The sequence below is a fragment of the Priestia megaterium genome (assembly GCF_041941685.1).
Lineage (GTDB): Bacteria > Bacillota > Bacilli > Bacillales > Bacillaceae_H > Priestia > Priestia megaterium_C.
Genome location: NZ_CP130958.1, coordinates 2,852,048 through 2,875,197, shown reverse-complemented (window position 1 = coordinate 2,875,197; position 23,150 = coordinate 2,852,048). Strand labels below are relative to the sequence as shown.

The window sequence follows — 23,150 nt, the reverse complement described above, 5'->3', positions numbered from 1 at the left end:
AAGGAGCGTTCGTGGTATGAAAAGGTGGATGTTAAATGTGGGTATTGTTGTCACAGTGCTTATAACTGCTTGGGCGGTGTATACAAAGCCTGAAGAGAAAGAGGTTTCGCTATTTTCTTACGATCAGCCTTCTATAGTTGTTCAAAAAGAAAGCACAGACTTTGAAAAAGCGTTAAAAGCTTTTTTGACGCAGCATGGCTTTCAAGAAGTTAGGGTGCTGAATAACTATGCGGAAGCTCAAATTCTGGTTCTTCTGCCCCGCGAACACCTTTCTGACCATAAGAAGAGAGAAATTCAGCAAATGGTAAATCAACTTGCCAAGCAGTATCACGTTGATCCTGATGTAGTTAATGTTCAGTTATATGAAAAAAAGTAAAAAGCCTTTTATCAAGGGAAATCTCCCTTGGCAAAAGGCTTTTTTTACTCTTTTTTCTTCTCTTGTTCAGCTAGTTCTTCTTGTCTTTTAAAATGTGATTTTCCTAATGCATACACAAAACTAAAAAACAAAGGAAGTAAAATAGTCAGCAGCACAAGGCGGGTAAGCATATCGCCCAGATCATTTCTTGTTAAGTAAATATTAATAGCTGCAATGACAATATAAATAAAAATACCGAGGTTTCGTAAAAATCTCTTTAGCATAGATGCATTCATTTTTTTCACCTTACTTTTATATACTCACATTTAAGGTAAAGGAAACGATTCATAAAAGCAACCTATTTACTACAAAGCAAGAAGGAATATAGGAATTTATGATGAATGTTTATAGGTTGCCTGAAAATCATGGGAATAAAAATCCTAACATGACGCTGTTTTATAAAGCAGCCCGTTCCGAGGACACTGAATGCATCGAGTCAGCTATAAACAGTTGCCTTCTCTTCAATCAGCTTTATTTCTTAAAAAGGTAAGGTGATAAGATGAAAAGAGTACTGGTAATGGGCGTTTCTCCAGGAGTAGGAAAGTCTACATTTGCCAAGAAATTAGGGGAAAAGCTTGATCTAGAAGTATATCATTTAGACAGCCTGTATTGGCAGCCTGGCTGGACGGAAAGAGACAATGATAGCTTTAGAGAATTGCAGGAGCACATTGTAAAAAAAGACAGCTGGATCATCGACGGGAACTACAGCAATTCGTATGACCTGCGAGTGAAGCGTGCAGATACCATTATTTATTTAGAGCTGCCGCTAATCGTTTGTGTGTACCGAGTAATAAAGCGGAGAATCGTATATGCAAGAAAAACTCGTGAAGATATGGCAAAAGGATGCCCTGAAAAAGTAGATTGGTCATTTTTTACGTTTATTCTTACTACGTATCGAGAGCGGCAAAAAAAGATGAGAAACCGGTTTAAAAAGCTTAAAAATGATGAGAATTGTAAGGTTTTTATGCTGATGAACAGAAAGGACATCGAGAACTATATACAAAACCTATAGGGGGAGTATGAGCTGAATTTTGAACAAAAATAGCCACGTAACAAGTTCGCTTGTTACGTGGCTTTATTAAAAAAACAATCATTCTTGCGTAATCTTCAACATTCCTTTTTCGTCGAGCGCAACCGTTAGAGAATGATTGACCTTTACCATTAATGGATGAACTTCAGAGTCGCGGTTCGAAAAAAACCACCGTCTTTTAGGCGTCCCTACAAGAAAAAACGCACTGCCGCTTCCTAAAAAGTTAAAGGTCTCGTTTAATATCCTGTTGTTGCGCACGGTGATACCGGAGTTAATAAGCTGTGTCCCTACAGAGTGGACATGAGGAGTTGTCAAGTTGATTTCTCCTATGCTTAAAAGCGACTTAGAAGAAAAGGGGGCCTTGGATGACGGGCAGTCCGAATGTCTTGAAATGTATTCAACAATATTATGAGCAGGGTCTTCAAAATAAAACGAATGAGCATCAAACGCTTCAAAATAAATCTCATCTTTCTTCTCTTCTGTATTGAGGAAGACTCTCTGAGTAGCCCATTGCTTTGCTTCCATAAAGCGGTTTGCTGGAACATTAAAAGCAAAATGATAAAAGGGCTTTGTATGTAGAGAACTTTCTTTAAAGGTTATCTCACTTTCACCGACCTTGATGGAAAAAGAACGCGGTGAAGCGGCGGTTAATGGAAAATCGAGAGAATTTACATAAAAATCCTTCATTGTGTCCAATAAGTGGGTGTACAGGACAGCTTGATTAATAATCATAAACCATTCCTCCTCGTTTAAGCGTTGTCTAAAATGGTATTACACAAATCTTTCGCTCTCTTTTTGATTACTGCTTTTCCAGTGAAGCTGAAAAGAGCCTTTATGCTCGGAGCCTACAAAATTAATACGATATCTTTTCGTTTTTTCAGGTGTTAAATAAAGAGAGTTATTAGTCATTTCAAAAAATCGTGTCTGTTTTGGATCTTCTACGTACAGGGACAGGTCTCCGCTTTTGGTGTTTTTAGATAGCGTAAAAGCGTAGGTTACGCCTTTTTTGAGTTTAATGCTCCGAGAGTAGCGGCCCGTAAAGCTGTCGTATTCGCCAAAGAAAACCTCACTTCGTTCCTTTTTTATTTTGCCTCCTACAATTTGATTTTCCTGACCGTTAAAGTTAATAAGTAAAAAAGCGATAAGAACAATAAGAAAACTATATTTAAACATAAAAACCTCCATCTACTAAATTATAGATAGTTTTGGATTTCGTCAAATAGTGTTATAGTTTAAAAGGGAAAAATTAACAAAAATGAATTATCTTTTTGCATGTTACGTCTAACAGAAAGGAGAAAAGAATTGACTCAGCGTTTTTATCTTTTAGCAGCAAGTCAAGTAACCGCAAATGTAGGTTTTGTTCTTTATACAATGGCTGTCACTTCCTATATAAAGGAAAACACCGGTTCAACAGCACTTGCGTCGATGATTACGATGACGAGCTTACTTGCACGGCTCCTTAGCGGCCTTAGCGTACCTTTACTAGCCGATACGTATAAATCCATTCACATTATGCGGTCTGTTCAAGTGATGCAGATAGGGATGCTTGTTGGATTGTATGTGCTGCTTACAGGAGAATTTACAGTCACAGTACTAACGATGTGTTTTATCATTGTTGGAATCATTTCTTTTTTTAACGGCTTTTTTTCCATTTTTAAAACGTCAGTTGTACGCAGCTTAGTAGATGACAGTCAAAGAATGCAGGCGAATAGCTTGCTTTCAACAATTGATCAAACTTTTCTGTTTGCAGGGTGGTCGCTTGGTGGTTTCGTTTTGTCCTTAACGGGATCTACTCAGTCTCTATTTATAACAGCAGGTCTTCTATCGATCTCATTTGTTTGCTTACTGTTTATAAAAGAAGCCCATACATACAAACAAACACAAAAGCGAAGAACGGCAAAACTAATGGAAGGATGATGCTTTTTATGGATGCATAAACGCATCAGAGCCCTCGTTATAATGGACATCATCGAGTCGCTTTTTGGAACCATTTGGATTGGAGCTATTACTCTTTCTTTTGTGAAAGAAGTGCTTGGAAAAGGAGAAGCGTGGTGGGGATATATAAACAGCGCGTATTATTTTGGAAGCATAGTTGGAGGAATTATTGTGTACCGAATGTCTTCTATGGTAAAAGGAAGGCTTTTGCTTTTTATGTTCGCAGGCTCAATTGGTTATGCTGTTTTAACCGGTTTTTACGGTCTAGTAACGAACCTTTATCTAGCTTTAGTACTTTTGATAATGATGGGTCCTGCCTATCAGCTTCGAGACGTAGCTCAGGAAACCATCTATCAAAATACCTGCAGCAATGGGATGCTTCCTAAAGTAATAGCGGCAAAATCAACTCTTGTACAGGCTGTGTTTATACTTTCCATCGCATTTGTCGGGACAGTAGCCGATCTGTTTGGGGTAAGGTTTGTATATCTATTTTCAAGCTTCATTTTGCTGATGACAGCTCTAACAGGCATGACAGCATTAATGTATAACAAGCATTCTATCGAAATAGGCAAGACACCTGCTGAACGGAGAGAAGGTATATGAGAATCATCAAGCTAACGTATCTTATGGAGCATGATATAAAAGAGCTGTTAATAGAAAGCCAGGAGGAAGGCTTTTTCTTTCTTACAAAGCTACTAGCGGAGTATAAAAACAGGCAAAACGTATTTAACAAAACAGGCGAAAGATTGTAGGGAGTTTACGGTGAACAAAACAAATTAATTGGCGTAGCCGGCCTTAATCAAAATCCTTACAGCCAGTATGCTAACGTTGGAGGAGTAAGGAGGTTTTATGTTTCAGCTCAATTTCGCAGAAAGGGTATAGGCAAGCGACTTTTAAAAGAAGTCATTCACTATGCAGAGAATTATTACGACAGCCTCGTTCTCTATACAGATATGGACAAAGCGAAGTTATTTTATGAACGAAATGGTTTTAAACGCGTATACAACCACCATAAAATCACTCATGAATATAAACTAAAAAATGTTCATTCATCAACCTAACGGGTGTTTAATTCAATTAGGGCATTAAAATAGTATACTAATAACGCTCAGAAAAAAATCTGAGCGCTATTAGTTACCATGCATCAACCGAACCCGTTACTCTTTTTAGTTTGCTTTTTTAAGTTTAAGAGCTGTTTTAGGAGCAGGGCTTTTTTTGACAATATACAAACCGCTAAAAATAATAAGTCCTCCAAGCAGCTGCATAGCATTGATGGTCTCTCCAATGGCTACAGCAGCAAAAACAACGGCAAACAAAGGAATAACATACATGTAGACCATTACTTTTGTAGAGCCAATTTTTCCAATTCCTACATACCACATCACCAGCCCGTAGACCGTCACGAACAAAACAGAGTATGCCAGAGAGCTCCAGCTGCCTATATCTGTTGGCCAGATAAGCGTTTGATAGGTGAAAAGACAGTAGACAGTAAGCGGAATAGCGCCGATTAAAGCAGACCAGGCAGTCACGCGCAAAGCAGAATATTTTACGATTAAAGGTTTTGCTAAAATTGGGTACCAGCCCCAAGCAATGGCTGCCACAATCCCCATGATGTTTCCGAACCATGCAAGCTGCGACAGCGCATGACTAGAGTGACCAAACAGCAGTACAAACGCAGCCCCGAAAAAAGCAAGCATAGAGCCTAGCTGTGTTTTTAACGAAAAAGCTTCATGCTTATATAATATAGCTAAGATTCCTGTGAAAATAGGAGACATCGAAATAAGTAAAGAAGCATTTGTAGCTGTCGTATACTTAACAGATACCATAAACAGCGTTTGATAGAGCGTAACGCCTACTATACTGACCGCTATTAAACGTCCCCAGTCTTTTTTTCGATACGAATGCCTCGCTCTATTATTCCTGTAATAAGTAAAAGAATAGGAGCAACCATTATAAAACGCAGTGCGCTAAATTGAATGGAAGACATATGAGCAACTCCAAATTTTCCGATTGTATAATTAGCTCCCCAAATTAACGCAACGGATAATAATATCCATTCCAGCCAGCCTTTTTTCATGTAATCACCTCGAGTAAGTATAGAAACTAAATAAGTGCGAATATCCTTAGTTACAAAGTATACAGGAAGAAATTATGTAAAAGGCCAGCCAATTCAGCTATTTTTATCTCATCCACTTGTTTTTAATACAAACAAAAAAGAAGCTTCATTAGCTGCGTTCATGACCGTTATCCACATTGTTCTATCTCATCTAATCGCACAAGTTCGACTTTAAAAGCATGATCAATCGGTCGGATTTCACAGTATCCTGAATCATATACGTGAATCAGTACAAAGCGTTTTCCTTTATATAACACTTCTTTGTAGGCTGTCATGGGATACACCCTTTCTTTTCATAGATTTGTTTTTCATTCTATGAACAAAAAACGGCGTAGTTGCCTAATATAAAAAGAATTTTTACGGTTGATAAAATTGCTTGGCAAAACGAGTTCGCTTATACTGTACTGTGATTCTATTTGCTTATAAGTTCTGATTACTAGAACAGCTTTAGCATATGGACAACGAAACAAAACAAAACAGCAGTACATAAGGAGCAGCACATGGATATTAATTATTTATATACATTTAAAGAAGTAGCGAAGTGGGGAAGCTATACACGAACGGGCGAGGAGTTAGGGTATGCTCAGTCAAGCGTTACCACTCATATAAAAAAATTAGAGGGTCATTACGGTCAAAAACTATTTGAACGAACAGGACAAAGAATGAAGCTGACTCAGCCTGGTGAAGAATTGCTTTATTATGTGAATCAAGTAACCGAGTTATTAAATGAAGCAAAAGAGCGCCTTACTACTAACGAAGATGCTAGAGGAACTGTTTCAATAGGAACCGTGGAGTCGCTGGCCGCCTATTTTATTACACCGTATATTCGTGAATTAAAAAAGCAGCACCCTTCTCTAAAGATTATGCTAGAAGCGGGCTTATGTCCAAATTTAACACAAGGAATTATTGACGGAAAGTATGATGTAGCCGTTTTGCTTGATCGCCTTCAAACATCTTCAAGTTTAGAAGTGATTCCTATTCGAAAAGAAAACATGGTTATGATTGCTTCGTCTTCCCATTCTTTTAGTAAAAGAAACAGCGTTCTAATGGAAGAGTTTGAGGGAGAGACCATCATTTTAACTGAGAGCGGCTGCCCTTATCGCACGCTTTTAGAAGAGATGATGCGCAGCAGCGGTATTCATATGCAATCGGTCATCTCGTTTAGCAGTCTTGAAGCGATTAAACAGTGCGTAGCGGATAATTTAGGTATTGCTCTTGTACCGGAAATAGCGGTAAAACAAGAGATGGAAAGTGGAAAACTGATTAAAGTCCCGTTTGATCACGAAGAATTTTATCTTTATTCACAGCTCATATTCAAAAAGAAAAAATGGCTGACGGCACCTATTCAACAATTTATTTCACTTGTTCAAGAAGGTTATCAAAAATATTGATAATAGATATAGAGAATCTTCAATAATGATGAAGTTGTTTTCGTGCTACACTTTTTATAAGACATGAAACTAGAGGTGTAGAACATGAATATATTTTTGCAGCACAATCCTACAAAATTATACTTTGGAAAAAATCAAATTACGAAGCTATCGCAAGAGCTTGCTTCTTATCATAAACAAGTAAACGTTCTGTTAGTATACGGAGGAGGAAGTATCAAACGAAATGGCGTATACGACGAGGTGAAAGCTGAACTTCAGTCTATTAACGCGGTTGTTCACGAGCTGGCTGGTGTAGAACCTAACCCTCGTTTGACTACGGTAGCTAAAGGCGTTGACATATGTAAAAAAGAAAACATTGATTTTCTCTTAGCCGTTGGGGGAGGAAGTGTAATCGATTGTACAAAAGCTATTGCAGCTGGAGTTGTGTATGAAGGAAATATATGGGATTTAATTACACGTAAAAAAGAGATTACAGATGCTCTTCCTTTTGGAACGGTATTAACACTTGCAGCAACAGGATCTGAAATGAATTCAACTTCTGTTATAACAAATTGGGAAACAAAAGAAAAGCTCGGATGGACGTCTTCTCACGTATTTCCCGTCTTTTCTATCTTAGATCCGGCGTACACATTTTCAGTGCCGCGCGATCAAACCGTCTATGGAATTGTTGACAGTATGTCGCATGCGCTTGAACACTATTTTCATCGCACGGAAAATACGCCGATGATCGACGGCTTTATTGAATCTTTACTAAGAACGGCTGTACAAGAAGGTCCTAAGCTTCTTGAAGACCTGACTTCTTATAAGTATCGTGAAACGATGATGTATATCAGCGCGACGGCGTTTAACGGAAGCTTAGCAAACGGAACGGACGGGGGAGACTGGGCTACTCACCGTATCGAACATGCTCTGTCGGCCGTATATGATATTCCCCACGGAGGCGGTCTTGCTATCTTGTTCCCTAACTGGCTGGAGCATGTACTAAAAGAAGATCCTTCTCGTGTAAAACAACTGGCTGTAAACGTATTTGGCATTGATCCAGCAGGAAAAAGCGATGAAGAAACAGCAATGGAAGGAGCAAAAGCGCTTCGCACTTTCTGGAATGACTTAGGAGCCCCGAACTGCTTGCGTGACTATGGTATTGATGATCGTGAATTTGATGCGATTGTTGAAAAGACCTTTGTAAAACCAGGTGTTGGAACTTATAAAGAGCTTGACTATACAAGCGTTCGAGATATTCTAGAAAGATCCAAATAAAAAAAACGAGCTGCCTGCTCGTCTTTTTTATATGTACTCAATAATCCATTAGAAAATAAAGAAAAAGAAAAAAGCACAGCACGATGCATCCTGCTCCTACCGTTATTTCGGAAAATCCTTGAATAAACGTACTTTTAGGACTGCCTCCTTCATTTTGCAGCTGAAATACACGTTTTCTTTTGCGCTCATGTACGATTACCAACGAACCAAAAGCAACTGATAATAATGTAAAGAGCGGCACCGCGATTAAAAACAGCTTAATAGAATACGTCCAGTACGATATGTACAGCATATAATACATTGCGCCAGTACTCAGGGCAAAGAATGTTAAAGAAAATAGAAACCACTTAGTAAAAGGGTTTTTGCTCATGAATTGTTCACTTCCTTATATCAAGTTCTTCTATGATTTAGATAATAAAAGCCGTCTACCATTTTACCAAAACTTTTTAGTACGTTCTATTTTAAAGGGAAAATAGGGTTTGCAAATTTCTTAAAAGTGGTATAGTTCCTAGAACTATCCATGTGTACATACAACAAACTGATGATAAATGAGGGAGAAGATGAACTATGGGGTGCGACGCGTGTCTGCCAATTAGGACAGGATATACGGTTTCTTTTCAGAAATCAAACGATGTAAAGAAGTTGGAAAAATACTTTAAAGATATTTCTCAAAATCAATGGAAGACTCTTGGAGAAGATATGTTCTGGATGAAGGAAGAGATCTTTTGAGGTTTTACGGATTATGTTCATCAGCATTTAGACCCTCGGTACGTGTGGGCTGTAGAAGCCAAGCAGCGGAGCCCGTTTGAAAACCTGCGGCGTATGGAGCCAATCACCGTTTTTCAAAAAATGAAAGATGCCTTGTGGATTGATGAGCTCATTGAAGACAAGCGAATTTGCTCATATTATCAGCCGATTGTATCGGTTGATCACGAACGCGTGCATATCGTTGGCCACGAAATTTTATCAAGAGGATTAGAAGAAGACGGAAGTATTATACCGCCTTTTAAAATGTTTGAAGCTGCTCAAATAAGAAATAAAACCTTCGCTCTTGACCGAGCCTGCCGCTTAGAAGCTGTAAAAAATGCTAGTATTATTGATCGTCAGCTGATTTTTATTAACTTTATTCCTACAGCAATATATAATCCTGAGCATTGCTTGGCATCTACATTTGCGTTAATCCAAGAGTTGAATATAAAACCCGAGCAAATAGTGTTTGAAGTTATTGAAACGGAGGATGTTCAAGATATTGAGCATTTAAAAAACATTTTGAATTATTATCGTTCCTACGGATTTAAATATGCTTTGGATGACGTAGGGGTTGGTTATAACACGCTGAAGAGGCTTTTAGAAGTGGAGCCTGACGTGGTGAAGTTAGCATTTGAATTCACAAACGGAGTTAGTAAAAATGAGAAACAGAAAAAAGTGGCCCAAGAGATGTTAGCTATCACCCATAAAATGGGGGCAAAGGCTCTTGCGGAAGGGGTAGAGACAGAAGATGATCTAAAATGCCTGATAGAGATGGGATATGATTTGTTTCAAGGGTATTATTTTGCAAAGCCTCATCCTACTCCGGTAAAAGAGATTCATTCTATTTACGTTTAGCAGCGAAAAGCAGAAGAATAGAAACTTCTGCTTTTTGTATGACTAAAGGTAAGAAAATTCAAAAAATAAACAATTCACTTTCATTTTGCTAAACAGTTTACAGGAGAAGGGAAGTGCTATAAGATGATAAATATTAATTCTTAGTATTTCTATCAGAAAAGGAGTGGATGATGTGGCACAAACGTTGCACTCATCATATAAATCAAAGCCTACTACTGTTGTAACAGAATTAAGCCCTATGCAAAAGCCATTATTTGCAGGAGGGGTTATAGCAGCAGTTATTTTATTTCTTGCGATTGTGCTCACGACTAATTGGACGCAAGGTGTTTTATTTATTATCGGCCTAGCGTTAGGAATGACGCTTCTATACGCACGTTTTGGCTTTACATCAGCATTTCGCCGCCTTGTATCTGTCGGCAATGTTCAAGGCTTGCAAGCGCATATGCTTATGCTTGCGATTGCTTCAACATTGTTTGCTATTATTTTAAGTACAGGCTTTAGCTTTACAGGCGTGACGCCAAAAGGATATGTTTCACCTGTAGGAGTAAGCGTGATAGTTGGTTCGTTTATGTTTGGAATTGGCATGCAGCTAGGGAATGGATGTGCGTCAGGGACGCTGTATTCGTTAGGCGGCGGCTCTTCTTCCATGATTTTAACGCTTTTAGCCTTTATTGTAGGCTCTATGTTCGGGGCATATCATTTGCCGTTTTGGCAAAAACAACCGTCGCTTCCGCCTATTTCACTAGCTGAATCCACAGGTCTTGGTTATTTTGGGGCTTGGATTGTACAGCTCATCGCGTTTGCAGCGATTTACTGGATTACGATTCAAATTGCCAAAAAGAAAAATCCGCCTATGATGAAACAGCTTCCTACTACAAAAGGGTGGAAGAAAATTATTCGCGGCTCTTGGCCTCTATTCACCGCAGCGATTGTGCTGGCCGTATTAAATGCATTGACGCTTGCTGTAAGAGGAAATCCTTGGGGAATTACTTCTGCTTTTGCTTTATGGGGCGGAAAAGCGATGATGGCAGCTGGGATAGATGTATCAAGCTGGGGATTTTTCCAAGGTGCGAATGGAGAAGCCCTAACGCAAAGTCTGCTAGCGGACTCTACCAGCGTGTTAAATTTTGGGATCATACTAGGCGCTTTCATTTCAGCAGCGGCGCAAGGGACGTTCAAACCAGGAAAGATTAAGCCTGGCGTTGCAGGAGCAGCTGTTGTTGGCGGCCTTTTAATGGGATATGGTGCGCGTCTTGCTTTTGGCTGTAACATCGGCGCTTACTTTGGCGGCATTGCTTCATTTAGTCTTCATGGATGGGTATGGATGGTTATGGCTATGCTTGGCACAGGCTTAGCACTATTTATCCGACCGATATTTGGACTCAAAAACCCTAATTCTAATGATTCAATTTGTTAAGTTTAGATAAAACCTTCTTTGCATGAGCAAAGGAGGTTTTTTTAGGTGATGTTTGGAAATCGCTGTGCTATTTTGTAAATCACTTGAAGTTTATTACAGTTCATCAGTTTTCTCCCCAGCGTTGGCGCTACTTTTCTCTTAGCCAAAACCTTTTTTTCTAACCCAAAAAGAATATGAAAACTTCCTTTTTTTGTAAAAATTTCACTTATTTTGCCGATATAACAGGAAGATTGTATATATTTTGCGAAATGTACATTAAACACCATGTCCAAACACAGTTATTAAAACGTAAAAAGGGGTTTTAACGTTACATGAACAAGTATTTAAAAAAAGCTGTTATTTATGGAAGTTTGTGTTTTTTACTGGGAGCATGCGGAGGAGCAGGAGAACAAACATCTTCTGAACCGCAGAAAAAAGAAGAAGCTGTAAAATCTAAAGAAGAAGCGGCAAAAAAAGAAAAAAAGAGGGCATTAATACAACCATTAAAATTAGCGCAGCGGGAGATTTTACTTTAGGAAATGATGAAAGCTTCAGCTATGATTCTACTTTTAATGACGTAGCGGCAAAAAATGGCCTTCCGTATTTTACGCAAAATGTAAAGTCGATTTTTGAACAAGATGATTTAACAACGGTTAATTTAGAAACGACGCTGACAACTGCGACTGAAAAAGCAAGTAAAACATTTCGTTTTAAAGGTGATCCTTCTTTTGTGAATATTTTAAAACAAGGAAGTATTGAAACCGTTAACTTAGCTAATAATCATACACGTGATTATTTACAGCAAGGATATGATGACACAAGAGAGAACTTAAAGAAAAGCGGAATAGGCTATTTTGGCTATGAAGATACATACATCACAATGGTAAAAGGAGTCAAAGTAGGATTGCTTGGATATCCGGGCTGGGATGACACCAAAGAAATAAGAAGCCAGATTAAAGACGGAATTGAGTCTTTAAAAGAAAAAGGCGCTAAAATTATCATTGTGCATTTTCACTGGGGGTCTGAACGACACTATGTTCCTGATAGAGCACAGCAAGCATTGGCAAAGTATACAATTGATAACGGAGCAGATTTAATTTTAGGCCATCATCCTCATGTTGTTCAAGGAATCGAAGAGTACAAAAATAAATTTATTGTCTATAGCTTAGGAAACTTTATGTTTGGCGGAAACAAAAATCCAAGTGATAAAGATACATTTGTATTTCAGCAGACGTTTACGATTAAAGATGGAAAGCTAACGACTAATAAAGACATCAATGTGATTCCATTCCGGATTTCTTCCACAACGGCGCGAAACGACTACCGGCCTACGCCTTTAACAGGAGCGGAAAAGGATCGAGTGAAAAATAAACTGATTGATGTTTCCAATCAAATCAAACAAGAAAAATGGACGGTTTACGATGAAGATAGTAAATGAAGCTCTCAGCACTGAGAGCTTTTTTTATAAAATAAAGCGTAAAAATCAAAAAAATGATATAATGTAAAAAAATGGATTAAAGGTGGAATTATGGTTAATACAGGTGATATTATTTTTCAAATTCTTATGCTGCTGATTCTCATAGGCGGAGCAGGAATAATTATTGCATTTATTATAGGCTTAAAGAGGCTGATTCAAAAGCAGGGGGCAAATGAAAAAAGGCTTCAGCGTATGGAGCAAAAGTTAGATGATATGCTGAAAAATAAAGAGTCTTGACTATACAGAAGCACTGTCAATACATCAGTGCTTCTGTACTTGACATTTTATAAAAAAGCAGTAAGATATGTATACATCATTTATATAGGGAGGAAGTTACATGGCAAAGTCAAAAGCAAAAAAAATGCGTGATAAAATGACGCGTGAAGGAAAGCGAAATCCAGAATTAAACCGCAGCCTGTTTGTATTTGCAGACATGGAAACGCGCAAAACCAAAACAAAGAAGGAAAAACTTCAACATCAGCAAACAAAACATAAAAAACGATTATCAGACGGAGCGTACAGTACCGGAGATGATCGTTTTTTTATTGTGTTTCATACATCTACAAAATGAAAAAAGAGCTTTTTGACTATCCATCTTCACTTTGCTCAAACATTTTTACTGTAAACTTTCACAAAAAACCCTTATGATTAGGAAAAGAAGGGGATGAACTAAGAATGCTTACGATTGAAAAAGTACCTAAAAACCAAGCGGGCGTTTTGCAAAATTTGTATTCTCTTTATCTCCACGATTTATCTGCGTATACACCTTCTTTAGATATTCGCGAAGATGGAGCTTTCCATTTTGAAGAGCTGCCTCTGTTTTGGAAAGTAGAAGGCCTCTCACCATACTTTATTAAAGTAGATGATAAGCTGACGGGCTTTTTTTTACTTCTTGAACAGCCCGCACTTCAGCAAGAAGCAGATTACTGTATCAATGATTTTTTTATCTTAAACAAATACCGAGGGCAGGGCATCGCTTCCAAAACCGTAAAAGACATTTTCTCTCATCGAAAAGGAACATATATGATTATTGAGCTTGCAGGCAACAAGCCCGCTATTTCATTTTGGAAACATATTTATAAAAGTTTACATATTTCTTTTGAAGAAAAGAAAATTGAAATTGACGGAGAGCCAACTCTTATTCAAACATTTAGTGTGTGAAACCCTTCTGAAAAACAGAAGGGTTTTTATTAAACTAAATATTAACAATTTTCAACAAATTATGTATAATTAAAGATGCTTGTCGACATTTATTCACAGGAGTATTCCTGTAAAGGAGGAGTAAAATGAAAGCGTTATCTAACTTTTTCACGGCGCTTGTGCAGCGTTTTTTACCTGATCCGTTTGTATTTGCTTTAATCCTGACGCTGATTTTATTTGTATCAGGTATTGTTTTTACTCCTCATGGGCCGATTGAAATGGTTCAGTTTTGGGGAAGTGGATTTTGGAACCTTTTGGCATTTGCGATGCAAATGAGTTTAGTGCTTGTTACGGGACATGCGCTTGCTAGCTCGCCGCTTGTAAAGAAGTGGCTTGTGAACATAGCACTGTTAGCCAAAACTCCGGCGCAAGGGGTAATTCTTGTCACGCTCGGCGCAGCTATGGCCTGTATGATTAACTGGGGGTTTGGCTTAATTGTAGGTGCGCTGTTTGCGAAAGAAGTAGCGAAACGCGTGCCGGGATCTGATTACCGGTTTTTAATTGCCTGTGCTTACATAGGGTTTTTAACATGGCACGGAGGCTTGTCAGGTTCGATTCCTCTTGTCGCTGCTACACCTGGAAACCCAATGGAAAAAACCGCTGGACTTATTCCGCTGTCAGACACGATTTTTACAGGATACAACTTATTTATTACCCTCGGATTATTAATTGTCCTTCCTATTATGACAAGACTGATGATGCCGACGGGAAAAGAAGTGGTAGAAATTGATCCAAGACTGTTGGCAGAAGATGAAATGGCTCCGGCTACAGTTGTTGAGACAACTTCTTCTAAGCCAACATTTGCTGTACGCATGGAGAACAGCAGGTTTTTAAGTCTGACGATTGCGCTTCTTGGGTATTCATATTTAATTTATTATTTTGCTACAAACGGTTTTAAAATGGATATTAACACAGTGAATTTATTGTTTTTTACGACGGGTATTTTGCTTCACCGCACGCCATTATCCTATATGAATGCCGTTTCTAATGCTGCGAAAGGAACCGCTGGGATTGTGATTCAGTTTCCATTCTACGCAGGTATTCAAGGCATGATGGAGCTATCAGGCTTAGGCGGTAAGCTAACAAACGCCTTTATCTCGATTTCAAATGAAACGACATTTCCATTTCTCGCGTTTTTAAGTTCCGGCGTTGTGAACTTTTTTGTTCCGTCGGGAGGAGGACACTGGGTTGTCCAAGGACCTTTTATTATGCCGGCAGCTGAACAGCTCGGCGTAGATCCGGGAGTCGCCGCGATGGCCATTGCCTACGGAGAAGCGTGGATGAATATGGCGCAGCCGTTTTGGGCACTGCCTGCACTAGCTATCGCAGGGCTTGGAGCACGCGATATAATGGGCTACTGCGTGACAACCTTAATTGTATCGGGCTTTATTTTTGCTATAGGACTAACGTTTTTCTAATAAGAAAAGGTCAGCTGAAAAGCTGACCTTTTTTCATTATTTTCTTCTTTTCCAAGCGTATCTATCTACTTTATAAGCCAACCTCGCGCTCACTCCAGTCCCAAAATTCTTCTGCGAGCCGCTCATCTTTTGCTCTTGAAGAAGGGGGAGTCACGCGTTTTTTATAAAAATAAGCACCGCTAATATGCGTTACTTCAGGGCTGTCTGCTAAATAAATAGCTGTTTCGGCACCTTCAAGAGGCGTTAAAAAGAAAGGGCGAAGCACGGCGTGAACGCTTTTTCCAAACCCCGTTTGACGGTTAACGCCGATAGCGGTAGAAACTGCTCCCGGGTGAAGGCAATTTACGGTTATAGAAGTGTCTTTTAGCTTTTTACTTAAAGGAACCGTAAATAAGTTATTTGCTAATTTAGACTGAGAGTATCCTCGCCATATTCCGAACCCTGTTTTTAAGTGAGGATTGTTGAAGTCTATTTTTCCAGACTTATGAGCACCGGAGCCAACATTTATAATGCGTCCTTGCTGAGCTTTTTTTAACGGATCTAAAAGTAAATTAGTTAATAAAAAGTGACCCAAATGATTGACACCAAGCATCATTTCGAATCCGTCTTGTGTTGTTTCACGCTTGATTGTCACAATGCCCGCGTTATTAATCAGCACATCACGCACGCTGTAGCGAGACGTAAAGTATTCAGTGAAAGCTCGGATACTATCGAGAGAAGCTAAGTCACAGGTCATAAGAGATACGGAATCCGAGCCGCTTTGACGCTTCGCTTCTTCTAAAGCGGTATTTCCTCTTTCTTCATTTCGGCACACCATAATGACTTCGAAGCCTTTTTTTTGCTAATTCAATCGTTGTAGCTAGTCCCATTCCTGAATTGGCACCCATAATTAACGCTCGTTTTGCTGTCATGAGTATGTTCCTCCCAACTACATCTTTTTTCTAGTGTATAAGATAAGAAGATACGTGGTCCACTTCTAGCTTTTTCTTTTATTTCTTTCATGCTTTAGAAAAGTATGTAAAATGTGCACAGGGGAGAAAATGTTGCACAAAGGTCAATATTTTACACCCTACTCGTCAATTAAAGCGGTTTCATAAATAGCGGATTTCGCTAAAATAAGACATAGGGAGGTGCTAGTAAGATGAATAGCCAAAGTAAATTACAGGAGACGGAATATGTTCCTTTAGAGCAAGAACTTAAAAGAGAACCATCCATTAATACGAAAAAACGTAAAAATTTAAAAAATGTAGGTTTATTTGCACTATTTGTAGGACCCGCACTATTAGCATTTTGTGTGATTGTACTTATACCATTTTTTACAGGGATTTATTATTCATTTACAGACTGGAACGGAGTAAATGGTACGATTAACTGGGTGGGACTTGATAACTTTAAGTACTTATTCACTGAAGATAAGCAGTTTCAGCAATCGTTTTGGATTACAACGAAATACACGGTCGTTGCGATTATCTTAACGAATGTGGTCGGATTCGTATTAGCGATTCTGGTTACTCAAATGTTAAAAACACGAAACATTTTACGTACAGTTTTCTTTATGCCGAATTTAATTGGCGGACTTTTACTAGGATTTGTATGGCAGTTCATTTTTGTAAAAGGATTTGCATCTATCGGACAAATTACGGGAATTTCGCTTTTTGAACTTCCTTGGTTGGGAGACGCAAAAACAGCATTTTGGGGCATCGTGATTGTAAGTGTATGGCAAGGAGCAGGCTATATCATGCTTATTTACACAGCAGCACTTCAAAACGTACCGCAAGAGCTGATTGAAGCAGCAAAAATTGACGGAGCAAGCAGATGGCAAATTCTTCGTCACATTACAATTCCAATGGTAGCACCGGCAGTAACGGTTTGTTTATTCTTAACAATTTCATGGTCATTCAAAGTATTTGATGTCAACTTATCATTAACAAACGGGGGACCATTTAAATCAACAGAAATGTTAGCGCTTAACATTTATACAGAAGCATTTGTTAATAACAGATACGGTCTAGGTGAAGCAAAAGCCTTAATTTTCTTCATCGTCGTAGCAGCGATTACAATTATTCAAGTAACATACACCAAGAAGAAGGAGGTTGAATCGTGATGGGAAACAAATATACGAGCAAAACCTTTATTGTTGAAATTTTAGCGGTCCTGCTTGGACTGGTGTTCTTGGTACCATTTTATTACGTACTTTCAAACTCGTTGAAGTCATTTGCAGAAATTTTATCAAACACATCGGCACTGCCGACAACGATTCAGTTTCAAAACTTTGTAAATGCATTCAACCAAATGAATTACTTAAAGGTGCTTAGCAACTCGCTAATCATTACAGTCATCAGTAACGCAGTTCTAGTAATCTTCTGTTCAATGGCAGCTTACATGCTGGTTCGAACAAAGAAAAAAATCAGCAGCATTATCTTTATGGCATTCGTAGCGGCAATGGTTATTCCGTTTCAATCCATCATGATTCCGCTTGTAAAAGTAGCAGGAAACTTAAATCTGTTAAACAGCATTTGGGGTATCGTGATCATGTACTTAGGGTTCGGTTCAGGTATGACGATTTTCTTATACCACGGATTTATTAAAGGAATTCCAGTCGAGCTAGAAGAAGCGGCAATCATCGACGGATGCTCACGTCTAGGAGTATTCTGGAGAATTGTATTCCCGTTATTAAAGCCAATTACAGTAACCGTAGTTATCTTAAACAGCCTGTGGATTTGGAATGACTTCTTACTTCCGTCTCTTGTTCTGCAAGATCCTGAACTAAGAACGATTCCGCTTGCGACATTCTTCTTCTTTGGTCAGTATACAAAGCAGTGGGATTTAGCACTAGCAGCACTTGTAATCAGTATTATCCCGCTATTAATCTTCTTCTTTGCAATGCAAAAACATATTGTTAAAGGAATTACAAGCGGTTCAATTAAATAATAGCAGCGGCAACAGGGCTGGTTTTGAAGCTGAGGCGTCAAAACCAGCAGCAAATAGGGAGGAACAGAAAATGGCATTTAAAATGAAAAAATGGCCTTTAGCGGCAGGTGTTTTATCGGCTACGCTTTTATTTTCAACCGCATGTTCAAACGAAAGCGCATCGGGGAATAAAAAAAGCGGTGGAGATCAAGTAGTAGTAGATGTATTTCAAGGAAAAGTAGAAATTGCAGATCAGCTAAAAGCTCTAACTGATCAATATACAAAAGAACATCCAAATGTAAAGTTCAATATCCAAACGGTTGGTGGAGGAGCTGACGGCGCAGCTGCTTTAAAAGCACAGTTTGCGTCGGGTAATGCACCTGATCTTTTCACAAACGGCGGATATCAAGAGGCAAAAACGTGGAAAAATAAATTAGAAGATTTATCGGATCAGCCTTGGATTGATGACGCGTATGAAAACACACTTACACCAATGACGATGGACGGTAAGGTATATGGACAGCCAATCAGTCTTGAAGGCTATGGATTTACATATAACAAAAAACTGTTCAAAAAAGCAGGCATTAAAGAGCTTCCAAAAACGTATTCAGAATTAGAAGCAGCGGCTAAAAAGCTGAAAGCTGCCGGCATTACGCCATTTTCTATCGGCTACGGCGAGTGGTGGGTGCTTGGAAACCACGGCTTAAATATTCCATTTGCCAGTCAAAAAGATCCGGATGCATTTATTAAAGGGTTAAATGACGGCAGTACTAAAATCGCAGGAAACGAGCAGTTCAAACAGTATGTAAAGCTGCTTGATTTAACGGTAAAATACGGAAACAAAAATCCATTAACGACGGACTACAACACGCAAGTAACGAAATTTGCGAATGGTGAAGCGGCTATGATTCAGCAAGGGAACTGGATTCAGCCAATGCTTGATAAAATTACGCCAAACATGGATGTAGGTATCCTACCTATGCCGTTAAGCGACGATGCGGCTGTAGCTGACAAGCTTGCAATTGACGTTCCAAGCAACTGGGTTATTCACAAACAAGCACCAGCGGCAGATAAAAAAGCAGCAAAAGATTTCTTAAACTGGATGGTCACATCTAAAGAAGGCCAAAAAGCATTAGTTGAAGACTTCAAGTACATTCCAGCCTTTAAATCAATTGAAGCAAAAGACATTGGACCTTTAGGTGAAGAACTTCTTAAATATTCTAAGGATCAAAAAACGCTTCCTTGGGAATGGACAAAATTCCCTGAAGGCGTCACGCAAAAATTCGGAGCGGATGTACAAGAATACATCGGCGGCCAAACATCTGAAGATGAGCTGTTAAAATCATTAGATAAAAGATGGGCTGAGTTGAAGTAAGAGAAAAGACAACATAACTGTATCTATATAAAAAATAAAAGGCGGCAGAATTTATGTATTCTGCCGCTTTCTGCATTATCACTTAACTTCTCGGCCAAAGCATAATGGCTACGCCAATTAGACACACAAGTCCGCCAATCCAATCATATGTATCAGGCATTTTTTTATCAACCCACCACGCCCAAAACAAGCTTAAAACAATAAAAATACCGCCGTAAGCTGCATATACACGCCCAAAGTCCGGGAATGACTGCCACGTTGCTATGACGCCGTACAGCACCAAAGCAATACCGCCCAGCAGCCCTAACCAGCTTGATGCTCCTTCGCGCAGCCACTGCCAAATCAAATAGCCTCCGCCAATTTCAGCAAGACCCGCTAAGATAAAAAGAAAAATCGCTTTAATCATAAACTATACTCCTTATATCATCATTTCGTTTCTTTATTCTATCTTACTTTTTTCGTTTGATGAACCACTTGTTCGTTTTAAATAAGTGTACTGGAAAGCATTCCTTTATCAATTTGTCTTCAAACCTGCTAAACTATTAATAGTATGAATTCATTATAAAACGTTTGTAAGAGTACAAAGAGTCATCCAATTATTGATGCTCAGCGCATTTTTACAAAAGGTAGAAGTTAGTAGTGAAGGGACTATATAAAAGAATGAAACGTTTAATAGTATAAAGCCGTAAAAAGAATGCAGATATAGGGGTTTGGTAAAATGAGTTTAGATCATAAAGTGATACGCATTGAGCTGCCTACACCATTTCCAATTGGACCAGTGAATGTGTTTTTATTAAAAGCAGACAAGTTAACGTTAATTGATGCAGGGATGAAAACCAAAGAAGCGTGGAATGTTTTTGAAGAGGCGCTTCGTAAAGAAGGATGTGAAGTATCAGACATTGAACAAGTTATTCTTACTCATCAGCATCCGGATCACACTGGATTTTTAGAATGGCTGCCGAGTGATATACCGGTTTACGGTCATAAGCTTGTGGAGCCTTGGATTTACCAAGATGAAGAGTTTGTTCAGCAGCATAATGAGTTATACCGTAATTTCCTTATTGAGTTTGGAGTCAGTGATGATGTAATGGAAGAATGGCTTCGTAAAGCAACAGCTGCAATTCAAGTATATTCACCTAAAGGGCAAAAGCTAACCGGGTATTTAAAAGAAGGAGATACACTTCCCTATGCGAGTGAGTGGGAAGTAATTGAAGCACCGGGACATTCCTTGAGTCAGCTGATGTTTTACAATCGCAAAGAAAAGATCGCGTTTGGCGGAGATCATATTTTGCCAAAAGTACCGTCAAATCCATATTTAGAGCCAACCATTCAAAATCCTAAGCCAACCCCGCTATTGGACTACTTGGCGTCTCTTGAAAAAACGTTGAACTACGACATTGATTTGATTTACAGCGGTCACGGTGAACCGCTTAGCGACATTCATTCTTTAATTATGGAACGTATTCAAAAGCAGCATAAATGGGCGCTGCGCGTGTTACAAGCGATGGGGGAAGGAAAGAAAACAACGCTTGAAGTCAGCGCTGCTTTTTTCCCGGATATGTATCAAAAAGCACCTGACTTTATTTTTTCAGAAGTGTACGGCCAGCTTACGTATCTAGAGAAAGAAGGCTACGTTGAATTAACAAAAAATGAAGACGGCGTCTTACTGTGGGAGGCTACACGTGTGCTTGCTCCTCAGTCATAACATAAAAAACCAGCTTCTTTATGGAAGCTGGTTTTTTATGTTTATAGTGAATGCAAGCGCTCAATGCGTTTTTCAAGCGGCGGGTGAGTAGAAAATAAGCGTGAGAACTTTTCTTTGCCACTAATTTTAAAAGCAGCAATGGATTTTTGACGGTCATCTACTAATGAAGTAGTATGACGAAGCGATTCTAACGCATAAATCATTTTTTCTTTACCTCCGAGTTTAGCGGCAAGCTCATCGGCTTTGAATTCACGTCTTCTTGAATGCCAGAAAATAATCGGACTGCTTAAGATACTAAAGAGAATCTCAAATACAATCGATGTAAGGAAATAAACAACCATCGCAAACTCTTCTCGCACAAAGTTTGACACCGCTTTGGCTACTAAACGAGAGAAGAAAATAACGAATGTATTTAATACTCCTTGCAGAAGCGTAGTTGTGACCATATCACCGCTTTTAATATGCGCTATTTCGTGAGCGATAACGCCGCTGATTGCATCGCGGTCCATTCGTTCAAGCATTCCGCTTGAAACAGCAACAAGTGAGCGTCTTTTACTTGGCCCTGTTGCAAAAGCGTTAACTTCCGCTGAATGATAAATTCCGACCTGAGGCATTTTTCTTAATCCTGCAACAGATGCAAGTCGGTGCGTTTCTTCTAGAACAAATCGTTCGTATTCATCTTGAGGAGAACGTTCATCAATAACTTGAACACCCATCATCCACTTTGCCATTACGCGGGACATCATAAGAGAAATAATCGCGCCGCTGAATCCGGCAATTACGCTAAATGCCAGCAGGCCGCCGTAACCGCTGCTTCCCATATAGCTTTGAACACCTAATAAAGATGTAATCGTTGTGATTGTAATTAATACTAAAATATTAACGAAAATAAACAGTGAAATTCGTTTTAGCACAAGTCTTCCTCCTTTAACTGATACGTGCATGATAGGTATACGGCTGGAGGAGAGAAAAGGTTTCATTTATTTATTGAAAGTTATTAAAAAGGTTATTATGCTAAGTTATTAAATAGTAAATATCAAATTACAAAATGAGATACAAGAAGTAGCGGAATGTATGATTCACTCTATAACCAAGAGCGTTTGTTAAAAGAAATTTTATAATTTACGTCTATCTTCGGACGAGACGTACTAAAATAATAAAAAAAGGTGTTCAAATTATGAACACCTTTTTGGTAAAAATATTTAAAGATTAATAGTAAATAACTTTATTTCGTTTAAAAATTAACCTTTGGTTCTGTACCTAACTTAATGCGCTTGAAGTTTTTTATATGCTTCCACGTAATGAAAACAAAAATAACGGCTGCAAATACCATTAATACTACATCGCCTACATAAATTGATGTTAAAAAGGCAACCACTGCGCCAATAGGTGAAGATAAGGATACGTATTTAGAAATTTTGAGAGAAATTAAAAAAGCAAGAATCCCTAGAATGAAAGCTAACGGTGAAAATGCAAGGAATACACCAGCGGCAGTCGCTACAGATTTTCCTCCTTTAAATTTTGCGAAAATCGGATAGCTATGTCCAAGAATAGCGATAAATCCAGGGACAAGCATATGCAAGTGACTATTCATCATAAGCGGTAAACAGACAGCTAGCGAACCTTTTGCTATATCGCCGATCAATACTATAATACCTGCTTTCTTTCCTAAAGTGCGAAAGGTATTAGTGGCTCCTAAGTTACCGCTTCCGTGCTTGCGAACATCGGTTTTGTAAAAGCCCTTTCCAATCACTAAAGCAAAAGGAATTGATCCAATTAAATAAGCTAATAAGATAATTATAGCGTTTGTTAATACGTTCATCGTTGGCACCTCAAATTGTGTTGTTATTATTTATTAAAATATAAATGCGGTAAAAGCAGACTTTTATGTGACTAAAGGTTTCTCGTTTTTTCGACGGA

General features: G+C 38.7%; 28 protein-coding genes and 3 pseudogenes. 20 read left to right on the top strand and 11 right to left on the bottom strand.

Annotated elements, in window-relative coordinates; translation table 11 throughout:
* Positions 1-16 precede the first annotated feature (16 nt).
* Complete coding sequence (locus Q5794_RS14905) at positions 17-376, top strand: hypothetical protein (RefSeq protein ID WP_268575586.1); 360 nt, start codon at positions 17-19, stop codon at positions 374-376.
* Between the two features lie 44 nt (positions 377-420).
* Here the strand turns inward: Q5794_RS14905 and Q5794_RS14900 are convergent, their stop codons facing one another.
* The gene (locus tag Q5794_RS14900; protein WP_013057513.1) at positions 421-651 is read right to left on the bottom strand and encodes a hypothetical protein; all 231 of its coding nucleotides are present in this window, start codon (positions 649-651) and stop codon (positions 421-423) included.
* A gap of 263 nt (positions 652-914) precedes the next feature.
* Between Q5794_RS14900 and Q5794_RS14895 the strand changes: the two genes are divergently transcribed.
* Complete coding sequence (locus tag Q5794_RS14895; protein WP_074894686.1) at positions 915-1,427, top strand: topology modulation protein; 513 nt, start codon at positions 915-917, stop codon at positions 1,425-1,427.
* 78 nt (positions 1,428-1,505) lie between these two features.
* On the opposite strand, the gene Q5794_RS14890 is transcribed toward Q5794_RS14895, so the two are convergent.
* Entirely contained in the window at positions 1,506-2,177 is a 672-nt protein-coding gene (locus Q5794_RS14890) for a glyoxalase (protein ID WP_074894683.1), read from the bottom strand.
* A 39-nt stretch (positions 2,178-2,216) separates the two neighbouring features.
* Positions 2,217-2,618 carry a hypothetical protein gene (locus tag Q5794_RS14885; RefSeq protein ID WP_214986709.1) on the bottom strand — a complete coding sequence of 134 codons (402 nt, stop codon included), beginning with the start codon at positions 2,616-2,618 and terminating at the stop codon, positions 2,217-2,219.
* Between the two features lie 129 nt (positions 2,619-2,747).
* Between Q5794_RS14885 and Q5794_RS14880 the strand changes: the two genes are divergently transcribed.
* From Q5794_RS14880 to Q5794_RS14865, 4 genes and pseudogenes are all read left to right on the top strand, one after another.
* Positions 2,748-3,362 carry an MFS transporter gene (locus Q5794_RS14880; protein ID WP_251034048.1) on the top strand — a complete coding sequence of 205 codons (615 nt, stop codon included), beginning with the start codon at positions 2,748-2,750 and terminating at the stop codon, positions 3,360-3,362.
* A gap of 12 nt (positions 3,363-3,374) precedes the next feature.
* Complete coding sequence (locus tag Q5794_RS14875; protein ID WP_251034047.1) at positions 3,375-3,983, top strand: hypothetical protein; 609 nt, start codon at positions 3,375-3,377, stop codon at positions 3,981-3,983.
* Positions 3,980-4,132, top strand: coding sequence for a hypothetical protein (locus Q5794_RS14870; protein WP_251034046.1), 153 nt, complete (start codon positions 3,980-3,982; stop codon positions 4,130-4,132). Before Q5794_RS14875 ends, Q5794_RS14870 begins: the two co-directional genes overlap by 4 nt.
* 18 nt (positions 4,133-4,150) lie before the next feature.
* Positions 4,151-4,441: pseudogene (locus Q5794_RS14865) on the top strand (GNAT family N-acetyltransferase); the annotation flags it as partial.
* A gap of 105 nt (positions 4,442-4,546) precedes the next feature.
* Here the strand turns inward: Q5794_RS14865 and Q5794_RS14860 are convergent.
* From Q5794_RS14860 to Q5794_RS14850, 3 genes and pseudogenes are all read right to left on the bottom strand, one after another.
* On the bottom strand, positions 4,547-4,990 hold the full coding sequence (locus tag Q5794_RS14860; RefSeq protein ID WP_374989222.1) for a DMT family transporter: 444 nt from the start codon (positions 4,988-4,990) through the stop codon (positions 4,547-4,549).
* 114 nt (positions 4,991-5,104) lie between these two features.
* A pseudogene (locus Q5794_RS14855) lies at positions 5,105-5,457 on the bottom strand (DMT family transporter); the annotation flags it as partial.
* Positions 5,458-5,624: 167 nt separating this feature from the next.
* A complete protein-coding gene (locus Q5794_RS14850; RefSeq protein ID WP_013057506.1) occupies positions 5,625-5,771 on the bottom strand; it encodes a hypothetical protein in 147 nt (48 codons plus the stop codon).
* 225 nt (positions 5,772-5,996) lie between these two features.
* Here Q5794_RS14850 and Q5794_RS14845 point away from each other — a divergent pair, with 225 nt between their 5' ends.
* Both Q5794_RS14845 and Q5794_RS14840 read left to right on the top strand, forming a co-directional pair.
* Entirely contained in the window at positions 5,997-6,887 is an 891-nt protein-coding gene (locus Q5794_RS14845; RefSeq protein ID WP_192993839.1) for a LysR family transcriptional regulator, read from the top strand.
* An 84-nt stretch (positions 6,888-6,971) separates the two neighbouring features.
* Positions 6,972-8,144 (top strand): iron-containing alcohol dehydrogenase, encoded by a 1,173-nt coding sequence (locus Q5794_RS14840; protein WP_374988111.1) that lies wholly within the window; start codon positions 6,972-6,974, stop codon positions 8,142-8,144.
* Positions 8,145-8,181: 37 nt separating this feature from the next.
* Here Q5794_RS14840 and Q5794_RS14835 read toward each other — a convergent pair whose 3' ends face one another.
* On the bottom strand, positions 8,182-8,514 hold the full coding sequence (locus tag Q5794_RS14835) for a hypothetical protein (protein WP_057244656.1): 333 nt from the start codon (positions 8,512-8,514) through the stop codon (positions 8,182-8,184).
* Positions 8,515-8,915: 401 nt separating this feature from the next.
* Between Q5794_RS14835 and Q5794_RS14830 the strand changes: the two genes are divergently transcribed.
* The 8 genes from Q5794_RS14830 (at position 8,916) to Q5794_RS14795 (ending at position 15,240) form a co-directional block, all read left to right on the top strand.
* Positions 8,916-9,749, top strand: a complete 834-nt coding sequence (locus Q5794_RS14830) for an EAL domain-containing protein (protein WP_311590631.1) — start codon at positions 8,916-8,918, stop codon at positions 9,747-9,749.
* A gap of 172 nt (positions 9,750-9,921) precedes the next feature.
* Positions 9,922-11,166, top strand: a complete 1,245-nt coding sequence (locus Q5794_RS14825; protein WP_214986703.1) for a YeeE/YedE family protein — start codon at positions 9,922-9,924, stop codon at positions 11,164-11,166.
* A 311-nt stretch (positions 11,167-11,477) separates the two neighbouring features.
* Positions 11,478-11,681, top strand: coding sequence for a hypothetical protein (locus Q5794_RS14820; RefSeq protein ID WP_374988110.1), 204 nt, complete (start codon positions 11,478-11,480; stop codon positions 11,679-11,681).
* Positions 11,636-12,583 carry a CapA family protein gene (locus Q5794_RS14815; protein ID WP_374989221.1) on the top strand — a complete coding sequence of 316 codons (948 nt, stop codon included), beginning with the start codon at positions 11,636-11,638 and terminating at the stop codon, positions 12,581-12,583. Before Q5794_RS14820 ends, Q5794_RS14815 begins: the two co-directional genes overlap by 46 nt.
* A gap of 90 nt (positions 12,584-12,673) precedes the next feature.
* Positions 12,674-12,859, top strand: a complete 186-nt coding sequence (locus Q5794_RS14810) for a DUF4083 family protein (RefSeq protein ID WP_214986699.1) — start codon at positions 12,674-12,676, stop codon at positions 12,857-12,859.
* A 100-nt stretch (positions 12,860-12,959) separates the two neighbouring features.
* Positions 12,960-13,193, top strand: coding sequence for a hypothetical protein (locus tag Q5794_RS14805; protein ID WP_214986697.1), 234 nt, complete (start codon positions 12,960-12,962; stop codon positions 13,191-13,193).
* Between the two features lie 104 nt (positions 13,194-13,297).
* Complete coding sequence (locus tag Q5794_RS14800; protein WP_215054680.1) at positions 13,298-13,783, top strand: GNAT family N-acetyltransferase; 486 nt, start codon at positions 13,298-13,300, stop codon at positions 13,781-13,783.
* A 125-nt stretch (positions 13,784-13,908) separates the two neighbouring features.
* On the top strand, positions 13,909-15,240 hold the full coding sequence (locus Q5794_RS14795) for a TIGR00366 family protein (protein WP_014459643.1): 1,332 nt from the start codon (positions 13,909-13,911) through the stop codon (positions 15,238-15,240).
* A gap of 70 nt (positions 15,241-15,310) precedes the next feature.
* Here Q5794_RS14795 and Q5794_RS14790 read toward each other — a convergent pair.
* Positions 15,311-16,151: pseudogene (locus tag Q5794_RS14790) on the bottom strand (SDR family oxidoreductase).
* A gap of 230 nt (positions 16,152-16,381) precedes the next feature.
* Between Q5794_RS14790 and Q5794_RS14785 the strand changes: the two are divergent.
* The 3 genes from Q5794_RS14785 (at position 16,382) to Q5794_RS14775 (ending at position 19,525) form a co-directional block, all read left to right on the top strand.
* Positions 16,382-17,344 carry a carbohydrate ABC transporter permease gene (locus Q5794_RS14785; RefSeq protein WP_013057494.1) on the top strand — a complete coding sequence of 321 codons (963 nt, stop codon included), beginning with the start codon at positions 16,382-16,384 and terminating at the stop codon, positions 17,342-17,344.
* Positions 17,344-18,171, top strand: coding sequence for a carbohydrate ABC transporter permease (locus Q5794_RS14780; protein WP_013057493.1), 828 nt, complete (start codon positions 17,344-17,346; stop codon positions 18,169-18,171). Before Q5794_RS14785 ends, Q5794_RS14780 begins: the two co-directional genes overlap by 1 nt.
* A gap of 70 nt (positions 18,172-18,241) precedes the next feature.
* Positions 18,242-19,525, top strand: coding sequence for an ABC transporter substrate-binding protein (locus Q5794_RS14775; RefSeq protein WP_025751355.1), 1,284 nt, complete (start codon positions 18,242-18,244; stop codon positions 19,523-19,525).
* 82 nt (positions 19,526-19,607) lie between these two features.
* Here the strand turns inward: Q5794_RS14775 and Q5794_RS14770 are convergent, their stop codons facing one another.
* Positions 19,608-19,931, bottom strand: a complete 324-nt coding sequence (locus Q5794_RS14770) for a YnfA family protein (protein ID WP_192993821.1) — start codon at positions 19,929-19,931, stop codon at positions 19,608-19,610.
* Positions 19,932-20,243: 312 nt separating this feature from the next.
* Between Q5794_RS14770 and Q5794_RS14765 the strand changes: the two genes are divergently transcribed.
* A complete protein-coding gene (locus Q5794_RS14765; RefSeq protein WP_374988109.1) occupies positions 20,244-21,230 on the top strand; it encodes an MBL fold metallo-hydrolase in 987 nt (328 codons plus the stop codon).
* A gap of 41 nt (positions 21,231-21,271) precedes the next feature.
* Here Q5794_RS14765 and htpX read toward each other — a convergent pair whose 3' ends face one another.
* Positions 21,272-22,144, bottom strand: coding sequence for a protease HtpX (gene htpX, locus Q5794_RS14760; protein WP_214986688.1), 873 nt, complete (start codon positions 22,142-22,144; stop codon positions 21,272-21,274).
* A gap of 320 nt (positions 22,145-22,464) precedes the next feature.
* Entirely contained in the window at positions 22,465-23,052 is a 588-nt protein-coding gene (gene plsY, locus Q5794_RS14755) for a glycerol-3-phosphate 1-O-acyltransferase PlsY (protein ID WP_214986686.1), read from the bottom strand.
* Between the last annotated feature and the right edge of the window lie 98 nt (positions 23,053-23,150).

Bases quoted from the DNA above. Each gene is read 5' to 3' on its own strand.
- Q5794_RS14905 (WP_268575586.1), top strand. From the start codon at position 17: ATGAAAAGGTGGATGTTAAATGTGGGTATTGTTGTCACAGTGCTTATA.
- Q5794_RS14900 (WP_013057513.1), bottom strand. From the start codon at position 651: ATGAATGCATCTATGCTAAAGAGATTTTTACGAAACCTCGGTATTTTT.
- Q5794_RS14895 (WP_074894686.1), top strand. From the start codon at position 915: ATGAAAAGAGTACTGGTAATGGGCGTTTCTCCAGGAGTAGGAAAGTCT.
- Q5794_RS14890 (WP_074894683.1), bottom strand. From the start codon at position 2,177: ATGATTATTAATCAAGCTGTCCTGTACACCCACTTATTGGACACAATG.
- Q5794_RS14885 (WP_214986709.1), bottom strand. From the start codon at position 2,618: ATGTTTAAATATAGTTTTCTTATTGTTCTTATCGCTTTTTTACTTATT.
- Q5794_RS14875 (WP_251034047.1), top strand. From the start codon at position 3,375: ATGCATAAACGCATCAGAGCCCTCGTTATAATGGACATCATCGAGTCG.
- Q5794_RS14870 (WP_251034046.1), top strand. From the start codon at position 3,980: ATGAGAATCATCAAGCTAACGTATCTTATGGAGCATGATATAAAAGAG.
- Q5794_RS14860 (WP_374989222.1), bottom strand. From the start codon at position 4,990: ATGGGGATTGTGGCAGCCATTGCTTGGGGCTGGTACCCAATTTTAGCA.
- Q5794_RS14850 (WP_013057506.1), bottom strand. From the start codon at position 5,771: ATGACAGCCTACAAAGAAGTGTTATATAAAGGAAAACGCTTTGTACTG.
- Q5794_RS14845 (WP_192993839.1), top strand. From the start codon at position 5,997: ATGGATATTAATTATTTATATACATTTAAAGAAGTAGCGAAGTGGGGA.
- Q5794_RS14840 (WP_374988111.1), top strand. From the start codon at position 6,972: ATGAATATATTTTTGCAGCACAATCCTACAAAATTATACTTTGGAAAA.
- Q5794_RS14835 (WP_057244656.1), bottom strand. From the start codon at position 8,514: ATGAGCAAAAACCCTTTTACTAAGTGGTTTCTATTTTCTTTAACATTC.
- Q5794_RS14820 (WP_374988110.1), top strand. From the start codon at position 11,478: ATGAACAAGTATTTAAAAAAAGCTGTTATTTATGGAAGTTTGTGTTTT.
- Q5794_RS14810 (WP_214986699.1), top strand. From the start codon at position 12,674: ATGGTTAATACAGGTGATATTATTTTTCAAATTCTTATGCTGCTGATT.
- Q5794_RS14805 (WP_214986697.1), top strand. From the start codon at position 12,960: ATGGCAAAGTCAAAAGCAAAAAAAATGCGTGATAAAATGACGCGTGAA.
- Q5794_RS14800 (WP_215054680.1), top strand. From the start codon at position 13,298: ATGCTTACGATTGAAAAAGTACCTAAAAACCAAGCGGGCGTTTTGCAA.
- Q5794_RS14795 (WP_014459643.1), top strand. From the start codon at position 13,909: ATGAAAGCGTTATCTAACTTTTTCACGGCGCTTGTGCAGCGTTTTTTA.
- Q5794_RS14785 (WP_013057494.1), top strand. From the start codon at position 16,382: ATGAATAGCCAAAGTAAATTACAGGAGACGGAATATGTTCCTTTAGAG.
- Q5794_RS14780 (WP_013057493.1), top strand. From the start codon at position 17,344: ATGGGAAACAAATATACGAGCAAAACCTTTATTGTTGAAATTTTAGCG.
- Q5794_RS14775 (WP_025751355.1), top strand. From the start codon at position 18,242: ATGGCATTTAAAATGAAAAAATGGCCTTTAGCGGCAGGTGTTTTATCG.
- Q5794_RS14770 (WP_192993821.1), bottom strand. From the start codon at position 19,931: ATGATTAAAGCGATTTTTCTTTTTATCTTAGCGGGTCTTGCTGAAATT.
- Q5794_RS14765 (WP_374988109.1), top strand. From the start codon at position 20,244: ATGAGTTTAGATCATAAAGTGATACGCATTGAGCTGCCTACACCATTT.
- plsY (WP_214986686.1), bottom strand. From the start codon at position 23,052: ATGAACGTATTAACAAACGCTATAATTATCTTATTAGCTTATTTAATT.